The 12,526-nt window shown below is 45.7% G+C and carries 12 protein-coding genes; 7 read left to right on the top strand and 5 right to left on the bottom strand.

Features of this window, described 5'->3' with window-relative positions:
* Positions 1 to 14 precede the first annotated feature (14 nt).
* The 3 genes from N5J47_RS09705 to N5J47_RS09695 are packed head-to-tail and all read left to right on the top strand — an operon-like array spanning position 15 to position 4,605.
* Complete coding sequence (locus N5J47_RS09705; protein ID WP_279960108.1) at positions 15 to 830, top strand: 3'-5' exonuclease; 816 nt, start codon at positions 15 to 17, stop codon at positions 828 to 830.
* A gap of 9 nt (positions 831 to 839) precedes the next feature.
* A complete protein-coding gene (gene rlmD / locus N5J47_RS09700) occupies positions 840 to 2,267 on the top strand; it encodes a 23S rRNA (uracil(1939)-C(5))-methyltransferase RlmD (RefSeq protein WP_279960062.1) in 1,428 nt (475 codons plus the stop codon).
* 31 nt (positions 2,268 to 2,298) lie between these two features.
* Complete coding sequence (locus N5J47_RS09695; protein WP_267981730.1) at positions 2,299 to 4,605, top strand: bifunctional (p)ppGpp synthetase/guanosine-3',5'-bis(diphosphate) 3'-pyrophosphohydrolase; 2,307 nt, start codon at positions 2,299 to 2,301, stop codon at positions 4,603 to 4,605.
* A gap of 34 nt (positions 4,606 to 4,639) precedes the next feature.
* Here the strand turns inward: N5J47_RS09695 and N5J47_RS09690 are convergent, their stop codons facing one another.
* The 5 genes from N5J47_RS09690 to N5J47_RS09670 form a co-directional block, all read right to left on the bottom strand.
* The gene (locus tag N5J47_RS09690) at positions 4,640 to 5,641 is read right to left on the bottom strand and encodes a CsgG/HfaB family protein (RefSeq protein ID WP_279960061.1); all 1,002 of its coding nucleotides are present in this window, start codon (positions 5,639 to 5,641) and stop codon (positions 4,640 to 4,642) included.
* A 74-nt stretch (positions 5,642 to 5,715) separates the two neighbouring features.
* Entirely contained in the window at positions 5,716 to 6,318 is a 603-nt protein-coding gene (lpoB, locus tag N5J47_RS09685; RefSeq protein WP_279960060.1) for a penicillin-binding protein activator LpoB, read from the bottom strand.
* A 28-nt stretch (positions 6,319 to 6,346) separates the two neighbouring features.
* Positions 6,347 to 6,754 carry a DUF1425 domain-containing protein gene (locus N5J47_RS09680; RefSeq protein WP_279960059.1) on the bottom strand — a complete coding sequence of 136 codons (408 nt, stop codon included), beginning with the start codon at positions 6,752 to 6,754 and terminating at the stop codon, positions 6,347 to 6,349.
* An 18-nt stretch (positions 6,755 to 6,772) separates the two neighbouring features.
* Entirely contained in the window at positions 6,773 to 8,143 is a 1,371-nt protein-coding gene (locus tag N5J47_RS09675) for a hypothetical protein (protein WP_279960058.1), read from the bottom strand.
* A gap of 203 nt (positions 8,144 to 8,346) precedes the next feature.
* Positions 8,347 to 9,120, bottom strand: coding sequence for an SDR family oxidoreductase (locus N5J47_RS09670; protein WP_279960057.1), 774 nt, complete (start codon positions 9,118 to 9,120; stop codon positions 8,347 to 8,349).
* 102 nt (positions 9,121 to 9,222) lie between these two features.
* Between N5J47_RS09670 and mazG the strand changes: the two genes are divergently transcribed.
* The 4 genes from mazG to folK all read left to right on the top strand — a co-directional run bounded on the left by mazG (position 9,223) and on the right by folK (position 12,508).
* Positions 9,223 to 10,029, top strand: a complete 807-nt coding sequence (mazG, locus tag N5J47_RS09665) for a nucleoside triphosphate pyrophosphohydrolase (RefSeq protein WP_279960056.1) — start codon at positions 9,223 to 9,225, stop codon at positions 10,027 to 10,029.
* Positions 9,998 to 10,426: a ComEA family DNA-binding protein gene (locus N5J47_RS09660; protein ID WP_279960055.1), complete on the top strand. Its 429-nt coding sequence runs from the start codon at positions 9,998 to 10,000 to the stop codon at positions 10,424 to 10,426. Before mazG ends, N5J47_RS09660 begins: the two co-directional genes overlap by 32 nt.
* Positions 10,427 to 10,565: 139 nt before the next feature.
* Positions 10,566 to 12,023, top strand: coding sequence for a polynucleotide adenylyltransferase PcnB (gene pcnB / locus N5J47_RS09655; protein WP_279960054.1), 1,458 nt, complete (start codon positions 10,566 to 10,568; stop codon positions 12,021 to 12,023).
* On the top strand, positions 12,020 to 12,508 hold the full coding sequence (folK, locus tag N5J47_RS09650; RefSeq protein ID WP_279960053.1) for a 2-amino-4-hydroxy-6-hydroxymethyldihydropteridine diphosphokinase: 489 nt from the start codon (positions 12,020 to 12,022) through the stop codon (positions 12,506 to 12,508). Before pcnB ends, folK begins: the two co-directional genes overlap by 4 nt.
* Positions 12,509 to 12,526 lie beyond the last annotated feature (18 nt).

The following is a 12,526-nucleotide window of genomic DNA, read 5'->3' as shown; positions in this document are numbered from 1 at the left end:
ACTGAATGATGAGCTTGCGTTTTCCAATTTTAGTTTTTGATATTGAAACACTGACTGACTTAAAGGCTGGTGCTCATCTTTATCACCTTGATTTGCCTGAAACCGATGTGGAACAGGCACTGACCAAAATCCGCCGTCAGGAATCAGGCAGCGATTTTCAGCGTCTACCCTTGCATGAAATTGTCTGTATTTCAGGTTTATGGATTGATGAAAAGGGCTTTCGCCTATTTTCATTTAGTCAGGAGCAGGGTTCCGAGGCAGAAATGCTGACAAAATTCCTGTCCATTTTTGACAAGAAGCAGCCGACGCTGGTGAGCTGGAATGGTTCGCAGTTTGACCTGCCCGTGATTCTGTTCCGTGCCATGTATCATGGGCTTTCTGCACCAAGCCTGTTTGATCAGGGTGAAATTGATAACCAGAAGCGCTTTAACAATTACCAGAACCGTTACCACCACCGTCATGTTGACCTGATGGATGTGATGGCGATGTTTAATGGACGCAATTTCCAGAAGCTGGATGACATTGCCTGTCTGTTGGGATTCCCTGGAAAACGTGGTGAAACAGGTTATCATGTGCCTGAATATGTACGCACTGAACAATGGTTGAAGCTCACCAGTTACTGTGAGGGTGACGTGCTCAACACATGGTTGGTCTATCTGCGCTGGCTATTGCTAAAAGGTCAGTTGAATCAACAGGATCACCAAAAATGGATTCAGGCGACAGCCGATTATTTACAGACACAGACGCAACAAACAGAATTTTTACAGGTATGGCGGCAGACATCGCAATATACTGTATTCACCGCACACACGTTTGCAGCAAAAATCTAGGTTCATCTTTTGAAACATAAAGCAAAACGCCGCCCAGCACAAAACCCTGTCTATACCTTTCAGGTGGAGTCCTTTTCACATGAGGGACGTGGAATTGCGCATTATGGCACGCATCCAGACCATCCCAAGGAAAAGCAGGGCAAGAAAGTGTTTATCCGCTATGCGCTGGTGGGGGAAACTGTACAGGCGAAGATTACCAACCAGACCACACGTCTGGAAGAGGCGGAAATGCTCAGGCTGGAAAGTGATGCCGCCGAGGGGCGAATTGATCCGATCTGTCCACATTTTGGCGTGTGCGGTGGCTGTAGCTTGCAACATATTCACCCTGACCAGCAGGTTTTACTCAAGCAGCAGGTATTGCAGTCACATTTACAGCATTTTGCAGGGTTACAACCTGAACGGTGGCTGGACCCGATTCGTTCTGTAAAAACCGATTATCGCCGTCGTGCGCGTATCGGGGTTCGTTATCTACATAAGCAAAATCGTCTGGTGATGGGGTTTCGTGAACACCACAGCAACCATCTGACTGAAATCCAGCACTGCAAGGTGCTGGACCAAACCCTGTCGGATGTATTGCCTGAACTGAAGAAACTTCTCGAAAGTCTAACAGGCAAGGCCCATATTGGTCATATAGAATTGGCGATGGGAGATACCGAGGTTGCATTGCTGATTCGTCATTTAGATGAATTAAATGTGTCGGATGTCAACCAATTACGTCAATTTACGTTACTCAAGGGATGGCAACTGTATTTGCAGCCGAAAGGTGCGGACAGTGTTCATCGTGTCGATGATGTCCATGCGGAGATGCGTCTGCACTATAGCCTGGATGACTTTGCCATCAAATTTGCGTTTTCACCTCTGGACTTTACCCAGGTCAATAATGGGGTAAATGCGAGAATGATTCAGTTGGCATGTGAATTGCTACAGTTACAGAAAGGGGAAAGGGTGCTTGACCTGTTTTGTGGGTTGGGCAACTTTTCTCTACCTTTGGCACGCTGTGTCGGTGAGACGGGTCAGGTGGTCGGTGTTGAGGCAAGTGATGAGATGGTGCAACGGGCAACAGAGAATGCGAGAGCAAACCAGCTGGCCCATGCACAGTTCTTTTCACAAGATTTAACAAAAGACTTTTCGCATCATTCTTGGGCAAAACAGGGATTTGATGCATTATTGATTGATCCTCCACGTTCAGGTGCGGTTGAAGTTATGCAATATGTACCTAATTTTGGAGCAAAAAGAATCGTTTATGTTTCATGTAATCCTTCAACACTGGCAAGGGATGCGGGTGTACTGGCACAATATGGCTATCAACTCAAAAAAGCCGCAGTGATGGATATGTTTACACATACTGAACATATTGAATCCATTGCACTATTTGAGAAAACTGAACAGTTTGAAAAGATTGGGCAGCCTGAAAAAATCGAAGAGATAAACGATTAGAAAATGAGTTATTTAGCCAGAGGAGAATGGTATGGTCACAGTACGTGAACAGTTACCTGGACAGCTCCATGAGTTGTCTGAGGAAGCGACTGTAGAACATGCCGCTGAAGCGCAAAGTGGTCTGGTGTCCTGGCTGGATCGGGTGCGTGATATCTTGGATGGGGCAGAGTTAAGGCAACTTCAGCAGGTTGCAGAACTGACCTTGGCAAAAGAGCTGGAAACCACGGTAAACCATCGGACCAATACCTTTAGTACAGGGATTGGCATGGCCGATATTTTAGCGCATCTGCATGTTGATGAAGATACGCTTTCAGCGGCAGTGTTGTACCGCAGTGTGCGTGAGGGCTTAATCACCCTGGAAAATATTCAGCAACAGTTTGGCGAGCAAGTGCATAGCCTGGTCAAGGGCACACTTGCAATGGGTAAACTGTCTGAACTGATTGAAAAAAACAAGCGTCTGGAAGACCATTTCAACAATAACCAGCGTGAACACCTCAGTGGCATTTATAAAATGCTGATCTCGGTGACTGAAGATGTTCGTGTGGTTCTCATCAAGCTGGCGGAACGTACCTATTCTTTACGTGAACTGGCAACCGCAAGCAAGGAACGTCAGGAACGGGTGGCACGGGAAATCCTGACTATTTACTCACCACTGGCACACCGTCTGGGTATTGCGCAGCTCAAGTGGGAACTGGAGGATCTGGCTTTCCGCTATCTGGCACCAGAGCGTTATAAGGAAATTGCAGCACTGCTGAATGAAAAGCGTCTGGAGCGGGAACAATATATCCAGTTTGTGATTGATAAGCTTAAGACCGAATTGGCAGAGTATGATATTCAGGCCGAAATTACGGGACGGGTGAAGCACATTTATTCGATTTATCGAAAAATGAAAAGCAAGAACCTCAGCTTTGACCAGCTCTATGATATTCGTGCTGTGCGTGTCTTGGTGAAGAATGTCCCTGACTGCTACCACGCGCTGGGGATTGTGCATCAAATCTGGCGTCACATCCCGAACCAGTTTGATGACTATATTACCAACCCGAAAGCCAATGGCTACCGTTCACTGCATACTGCGGTGATTGCAGAGAATAAGTCACTGGAAGTGCAAATCCGTACTTTTGACATGCATGATGAGGCGGAGCTTGGAGTTTGCTCACACTTCAACTATAAAGAAGGTGAAAAGAACACTGACCATTCATTCAACCATCGTCTACATTCCCTCCGTGCGGTGCTGGAACACTATCAGGAACGTACTGAAACCACGCCACATACCGAAGATGATGAATCCAATGACATTGATCAGATTCAGGATTTTGAAAATTTTGAAAAGATCTATGTATTCAGCCGAGATGGTGACATTAAGGAGTTGCCACGGGGTTCAACCGTTCTGGATTTTGCCTACCATGTGCATACCGAGGTGGGGAACAAGTGCTATGCGGCACGGGTCAACCAGCGTTATGTACCGCTCACCTATACCCTAAAAACAGGTGAGCAGGTTGAGATTCTCACCAAGAAAGACCGTGAACCAAACCGTGACTGGTTGGTAAACTCTTTAGGTTATATCAAGACCGCCCGTGCCCGTGACAAATTACGCCATTGGTTTAGACAACAGGACCGCAGCAAGAATATAGAGGTTGGACGTGAGCTACTCACCAAAGAGCTTTCACGTTTAGCGATTCACCCAAAAAGCATTGATTTAAATGATTATTCATCGCATTTTAATGTGAAGTCTGGGGATGATATTCTGGTCGGTCTGGTCAATGGTGACATTAGCCTGCATGCTCTGATTAATCAGGTCAATCGTCAGATGCATCTGGATCAGGATGAGCCTGAGCTGGTGTTGAAACCTGCCCTGAATCCACGTGCCAGCCATACCTTGTCTGCACATGGCATCCTGATTGATGGACTGGACAATGTGGAACTGCATGTTGCCCAGTGCTGCCAGCCTGTACATGGCGAGTCGATAGGTGGTTATATCACCTTAAATCGTGGTGTCAGTATCCACAAGATTGCGTGCCCTGATTATATTCGGATGACCACGCAAGAACCTGAACGTGCGGTTGAGGCGGATTGGGAAATGCAGCCAACACGTGGTCAAAGTGTGCAGATTGTGGTTGAGGCCTATGATCGCCGTGGCTTGCTTAAGGACCTAACCCAAGTGATTTTCTCAGACCAGATCAATATCCGTCAGGTCAATACCATTTCTGAGGCGGATGGCATTGCCAACATGAAACTGTTGATTGAAGTCAAAGGTTTGGCGCAATTGTCCCGTTTATTGGCGCGTTTGGAACAGCAGCCAGGCATTATCAGTGCCAGACGTTTGGTGCAGGGAAATTAATAAAAAAAGGGGCTGTATTTACAGCCCCTTTTGATCACCAGCGAACAGGTTTTTCGCTTGAGCCTGGTGTTAGGTCGGCATCAGACAACGGTTCTGATGACTCAATCTGATTCGTACCTTGGCTTGAATAATTGACGGGCGTTAAAGATAAGCCACTCAAAACTTCATTGCTGATTTGCTGTGCCAGTAGGTCAGATGAAGTGGCAGGCTGTGCGCTGTGAATCAAGTCACCTAGGGATTGGCGTTGCTGTTGATTCACTGTTCCCGCGGCAGCAACTTTGCCTGTATTGACCTCAATCACTCGCCAGTTCAGACGGATGGCTTGTTGTCCAGCAGGTACGGCACCGTAGAAAGAACGGCCCTGTGTGGTTTTGGCTTCATTGATGCGTCCCACCAAAATATAGTCAGCACCCACTTTCTGTCCAAGACGTGCCATTTCAGCAGGGGCACCATCCCAGCGAAGAAAGGCATTTTCACTTGCCATTTCCTCAATATAGTCTCGACTCACCAAACTTAACTGACGTGAGTTTGCCAGTTGTGTACCAACCAGATCAGCAACTTCAGTGACAAAGTCATCGGCATCACTGCCATCGGTGATTTGTGTTTTTGCATAGTTATACTGGAATGGCATCACAGCAATACGGCGTAAATGCTGGTCAGCGACACTGGACTGGAATTTGCTGACATAGGCACGCACTTTGGCGCGGTAGTTCTTGCCAGAACCAGAAACACTTAACACCTGAAAGCGGTTAATCGCATTAGTGCCCTGCGTTTCAACGCTAAACACAGGCGAGGTTTTACCCTGATAGCTCCAATGATTGTTGCTGACCACCATGTTCACTTCTTCAGCTAAATCGGTACGTGAACTGACACTGGTGCCATTTACAGACTGTGCTGCAATCAGCAGGGCTTCCGCAATGGCCTGTTGCTGGGTTGGGCCGCTACCTGTGGCTTCTTTCATGACTTCTTGTAGGGCAGCATTGGCTGAATGAATTGTTGTTAAGCAGAACAGGGCTGCACAAAATAAGGATTTCATCATTTTCTATCATTCTATGTGACCCGATGCCTCAGGAGGTACTGAGCATCGAGTTTATTGTTGTTGTGAATGGTTTATAAACCAAAAGCAGCACGTTTAGCTGACTTGCGAATTTCTTTTTCGCCTGTCCATTCAACAATACCTGTTTTCAGGTTTTGTAATTTGAAAGTGAACTTGTAGTACACATCACTCTTACCGCCTGAGTTTTTTACGATGCTGGATAAGTTGCCATTCAGCATGTATTCAGCGGCAATTTGAGAACCTGTTTTTACTGCTGTGCGTTTGTCAACCATGCCACTTTGCTGTTGATAAGCCAACTGGTCTGCCATTGCGCCCACAGAAGTCATATCAACGAAACGGAATTTTCCAGAATTAATCAGTTTGTTCTGGATGGTATCGGTGATGGATTCCGTATCAATATGCTCTTGTGTTTTGTTTTTGATACGGTCAACAAACAGCACTGGACGGCGGGCCTGGGTCATTTCAATCACAGGTGGAAACGCCAGCATGTCATCAACCATCTTGGATGCGATTTGTTGAAGGTCGGTTGAACCAAAATCCTTGGTTAAGGTCTCAGTTGCCTGTGCATCGCCATAAGATACAGACTGGGAGGCACAGCCACTGAACAATGCCATGGTGCCAATTGTGGTTGCTAAAGCCAAAGTGCGGAATTTCATGTCTTACCCCTTATAAATAAGCTGTTGATTAGTCTTTCTTCATGTAAATAAGTACGTCTACACCACGTGGGTTTGGTGCGACAGACTGAACGGTTTTAACTTCACGTCCCTGTAATGTAATCGGTTTCCAGGTGGCACCCTCTGGATTGATTTCAGTGCCATCTGCATCAAACCAAACAATCTTGTATTCAAACGACTGTGCATAGAACCAACCATTTTTTAAGGCCAGTGACGCTTTTTTAATATCCCCAAGCGTGGTCATGTTGACGCGGTTGACCCCAATGCGTGTTGCCAGTATCGGGTTGCTGGTCATTGTTCTGACATTGCTTGCACCCGTTGCAGGGTCTGTTTGTGTACGCATGGCATTTGGTGCTGTACATGCGGTGAGCCCAAGGGCAGAGCCACACAGGATTATAGGTAAAAGCAGTTTTTTCATAATGTTTTACTCAAGTCATTATTTTGCAATGCTGAAACTATCAGCAACGATTTGTTGGTTGGTTTCAATACCACGGATAAAAGTGGTCTGGTTTGGTTTTACTTCAATATTGATGCTTTGATTTGCGTAGTTGTTTTTAAGCTGGATGGTATGGCTGCCAGCAGGAAGTGAGAGTCGGGTGACCTGTGCATTGCTTGGCAAGGTGTTCCATGCCCGTACATCCGCTTTTTCAGTGGCTGTGTTATACACGTTGCCTGCAAGTTGGCCCAATACCCCTAAACGATTGCCCAGTTCTTTTTGCACCGCATACTTGGCGGTTGAACGCGCAATCTGGGTGGTGAGGTTGGCCGCAATGTTTTCCTTGAGGGTTTTTACCGCCAAGGCACCAATATCGGTAAGTAATGCGGTATTTGCCACAGTCTTGCCATTCACTGACACATCAATTTGGCTTGGCGCAACATAGGTTGTTGGATCATAGCTGGCAAATGAGACATTGACCAAACCATTTGTGGTTGGAATCGCGAGGGTGGAGGAAATCTTTTGTGGAACGAGGCCCTGTTCCAGAAAAATAATCACAGGGTATTGCGCACTGGCTTTGCCTGTTGTTGTGTCCAGACGTTTCACGTCATTCTTGATAAAATCATTGGGCTGTAATTCATAGGCTTTCTTATAGTCCACCAGCGCGTCATTTTTTTCACCCAGTGCTTCCCATAAGGTTGCTGCCATATAGAAAGCATAGGCATTCTGGTAGGTATTCTTCACTTTACCCGCGATGGTGTCGAGACCTGCCAATGCTTCGTCATATTCTGCTGGAGGAGCATCACTCTCCTGTGCCTTTGCAGCGGCTTTTTCTGCTTCCTTGCTGTGAGCCAGTTCAATTTCCCGTTGAATACGCTGGGCCACGCGCATTTCCACACTGGCACCCTCGGTATTGTTTAACGCCAGATAATTGATCGCCTGATACACATGCGCCAACACCTGCTCGTATTCTGGGATTTTGTAAGGAGAAACACTGTCATTGGTTACAAGGGAAAGAGCCTTGAAACCCAGTTTGGATGCGCTGATGGTGGCCTTGTTATTTTGTTCGTCCAATAAGGCAAATGCGTTTTCAAAGGTTTGCTTACTGGCTTCATATTGTTGGTTGGCCTGTTCTAAACGGGCTTTTTCCAGTAGATATAATGCAGCGTCATTACTTTTGGCTTTTTTCTGAAATAATTCCTGTGTTGAGGTATTAAGGGGTTGGGTCAGCGATGAGCGAAAACTTTGCGCTGTATCGGTATAACTATCAAATAAACCAGCCTGTGTTTGAGTGGTTAATGTAAGGCTGGAGAAACTTAAACAACCCATGATGAATAACGAAACTCTTGATTTCGCCAATGAAGATGACATGTAAAACCCCTTTTACAAAAAAACACAATCTATAAAAATTTTTCGCAAATATACAAAATGTTTTAATTTTTTAACAGATGTTAACATGGTTATTTAATTGGTATTCAATCTAAAAATAATTTTAATCTATATAAGTTTTTGAAAGATATTATTTAATTCGATTCATCCAAATTGAATATTTGGATGAATGACTTCATTTGAATTTACCTTTTTGATAAAAAGATATTGGTAAGTCGATTTAAAAACTGAGGACTAATGCTGGAAAGCTGGTACATCAGTTTGGTTTTTATCCCTACTGGCGTATGGGTTGGAATCAGGGCGTGATCCTTTTGCTGAGCCAAATGCAGCACCTGTTTTGCCACATCGTCAGGGGTTAAGTCCACCCCAATGTTCTGGATGCTGCCCGCATCCATATTCTTGACCATATTGGTCTGTACAAATAACGGCATGACATCAAGTACGCGGATATTATATTTCTGCCATTCCACATCCAGTGCTTCGGTTAAACCACGTACAGCAAATTTACTGGCGGAGTAGGAGGCTAAATCAGCCTGACCATAAATCGCTGAGGCTGAGGAGAGATTAATCACTCGGGCAAAACTGGATTTTTGTAGATGCGCCAATGCGGTATGGCAGCCATTTAAAACCCCTTTGACATTAATATCCATCGTACGGTGATGGGATTGAATCGGGGTATTTTCAAATGCGCCAGAATATAGAATTCCCGCATTATTCACTAAAATATTCAGCTCACCTGCCCAGTTTTTAAACTCCTGTAGTGCCATTTGCCACTGGCGATAATTGCTGACATCCAGATAGCCCGCTTTGGCATTGTCGCCCAGTTCTTTTGCCAGAGCGTTTGCCTGTTCTTCATTAATATCGTATATACCAACTTTATAGCCATTGTTGTGAAATAAACGCGCAATTTCAGCACCAATTCCCTGTGCAGCCCCACTGATAAAAACACTCTGTTGCATTGCTTTCCCTTGCTTTATCTTGATATTTTTTGAATCCGTGTATATTACGCATAAGCAGTTTGCTGCTGCAACAATTTCGCTGCACCTAGTTTGGAGATCATCATGGAAAAGTTATTGGCAATCATGCAGGAATTAAGACAAAAATGTCCATGGGATCAGCAGCAAACACCTGAAAGCCTGACCCGTTATGCGATTGAGGAAGCCTATGAGGTGGAGGCGGCCATTCGGGAGGGCGATGTAGGTGAAATCCGAAATGAGCTGGGTGACCTATTGCTACAGGTGGTGTTCCAGTCGCAAATGTACAGTGAGCAGGGTGCATTTAATTTTCATGATGTGGTCGATGCGATTGGTGAAAAACTGATCCGCCGTCATCCGCATGTGTTTCAGTCGGAACACTATCAAAACCTAAACCCTGAGCAGGTCAGTGAATTATGGAAACAGATCAAGCAGCAGGAAAAGCAGGGCAAACCACAGTCACGTCTGGATGAGGTCAAGCATGCACCTGCCTTAGTGCAGGCACATGAGATTCAGAACAAAGCGGCCCAGCTTGGATTCGATTTTGAAACGGTAAAAGATGCCTATGCAAAGCTGGATGAAGAACTGGAAGAATTACAGGAGGCGATTGCAACGCAGGAAGTTGATAAAATACAAGAAGAATTTGGCGACTGTCTATTTTCTTTAATCAATGTAGGACGTAAACTTGGGCTGTCGAGTGAGACCGCCTTGTTGGCGACGATTCACAAATTTAGAAGCCGCTTTGCTTTTATTGAACAACAGGCACAACGACAACACAAAGACTTGCAGGAAATGAGTTTGGCAGAAATGGATGAACTTTGGGAGCAAGCAAAACGACAATTAAAACTTGAGGGGAAAACCAATGACCTTGCCACATCCGCACAGCAAACATAAGGCTGTTTTATTTATTCTTTTATGTCTGGGATGCTTTTCCCATCTGCATGCACAGCAGTTTGACCAGTCTTATGACCAGTGGAAAGCCCAGCAGCAGGCACGTGATCAGCAATTGGCGAAGCAGTCCAACAACAATTATTATTTATCACGCCCAACACAGCAGTCCAGTTCAAAGTCAGTTTCATCTTCTGTAAATCATCAGGGCGATAAAATTAGCTTAAATCAGGCGAATCTACAGCAGTTACAGACCCTGAATGGTGTAGGCGAGAAAAAGGCTCAGGCCATTGTGGAATATCGCCAAAAGAATGGCGGATTTAAAACAGTTGATGAATTAGTGAATGTGAAAGGGATTGGGCCAAAGTTGCTGGAAAAAAACAAGGCACGGCTGATGCTTTAAGTGAAATTTTGAAGTATTTCTGATTTTTAAGCAGAGGGATATGTTGAAACTTCAACAGAATAAATTGCCCTTTGTGTGGGTTGGAGCTATGATTAGCGACAAATTGTTATTTACGTCCTGACGTAGGAGACACTGTCTTTTGCAAACCTTGCGCGCGTCAAAATGTGGTCTGTCCACAGTTCAACTTCCCCCCTCAATTCTCGATGTGATTGATAGCCTGAACAAAGCTGGCTATGAGGCATATATTGTGGGTGGCGGTGTTCGCGATATGATGTTAGGTCTTAATCCAAAGGATTTTGACGCAGTCACCAATGCCACCCCAGCTCAGGTGAAAGAAGTTTTTGGGCGACGTTGCCGAATTATTGGACGGCGTTTTGAGTTGGCGCATGTCTACTCAGGCCGTGAGCTGATTGAGGTGGCGACTTTCCGTGCACCTCCGAAAAAGGCAGTCACCAGTGCATCTGGAATGATTCTTCGTGACAATAACTGGGGAACGATTGAGCAAGACTTTGCTCGTCGAGATTTTTCGATCAATACCCTGTATTACCAGCCCCGTAAAGGCATCGTACTTGATTTTTGCCATGCGGTTGATGATATTAAAACCCGTACCCTACGTTTTCTGGGGGAGCCTGCCCAGCGTTTTGAGGAAGACCCTGTACGCATGCTGCGGGCCTTACGTTTTGCCGCAAAACTGAATTTCCAGATTGACCAATCCATTCTTGATGTTTTCAGTGTCGAGATGACGCAGTTGCTGCGGGATGTCTCTCCGCACCGTTTATATGACGAGTCACAAAAACTATTTACCATGGGGCATCTGACTCAGGTTTTACCAATGCTGATTGAGTTTGGTGTTTGGAAACAGTTGTTTGCTGAAATTCCACCAAACCTTACTGCCTTTATTGAGCGTGCGGCAAAAAATACTGACCAACGGATTCAAATTGGCAAAACCATCAACCCCGCTTTTTTCTATGCGGTGTTGTTATGGAAACCATTTCTGGAACGTTGTGATTTTTATCTAAATAAAGGTGTGGTACCAGCAGAGGCACGCGCACAGGCAGGGCTTGATGTGCTGAAACGTCAGGCAACCCGTACCATCATTCCGCGTTTTGCTGAAACCTTTATTCGTGAAGTATGGGAAATGCAAACCCGTTTGCTCAATCCAAAACCACAGCAGATCGAAGCCTTGGCTGGACATGCGCGTTTCCGTGCAGGCTTTGACTTCCTGCTGCTGCGTGAAAAATCGGGTGATAGCAGTACCGAGGGCATGGGCATGTGGTGGGAATCCTATCAGGAAATGACCACTGACCAAAAAGAAATCGCGATTCGCCAGTATAACCGCCAACGCAGTAAAAGCCGTCGCAAGGCCACTGAGGTTGTTGATGAGCCCAAAGTGACAGAAATTGAGCCTTTGGTCAATGTGCCTGAGCCAAGAAGTCGTCGTGGCAGAAAAGAACGTGTCAGGTCGGATGAGTTCACTCCCCGTTTTACGGAAAAGGTATCAAGTGATTCCAGTCAGGTTGGTGCTGATCATCCAATTCTCAAGCGCAAACGGGTAAAACGTGATTTAAGCCAAGTGGTTTTTGGGCCAACGCAATGACCATTCGCACGTATATTGGGTTGGGAAGTAACCTCGGTGATTCGCAGCAGATTTTGCGTGAAGCGGTTGCCAAGTTGGCAGGTTTGGGGCCAGTTCAGGTTTCCCAACTCTATCAAAGCCCACCGATGGGTCCACAGGATCAACCCAATTATTTAAATGCGGTTGTGCAACTGGATACAGCACTTGAGCCTTTAGCCTTACTGGATCAACTACAACAGTTTGAGCAAGAGGCGGGTCGAGTCCGTTTGCGACGCTGGGGAGAACGCACCCTTGACCTGGATTTACTGATCTATGGTCAGCAGCAGATTCAAGATGAGCGTTTAACCGTACCGCATATCGGTATTTTAGATCGTGATTTTGTGGTTATTCCCTTGTTGGACCTCGATGCCCATTTACAGTTAAATGGCCATCCATTAAAAGATTTAGAACTGGTGCAGCAAGCAAGCTTGACTGTAATCGCAGACCAGTCTTGGGCAAACGCTTAAGACTGTTTCGTTCTGGAA

It is taken from the genome of Acinetobacter sp. GD03645 (assembly GCF_029845285.1).
GTDB classification, from domain to species: Bacteria; Pseudomonadota; Gammaproteobacteria; order Pseudomonadales; family Moraxellaceae; genus Acinetobacter; species Acinetobacter corruptisaponis.
Note: the sequence above shows the minus strand (reverse complement) of the source record. Positions and strands in the feature narration are given on the sequence as shown.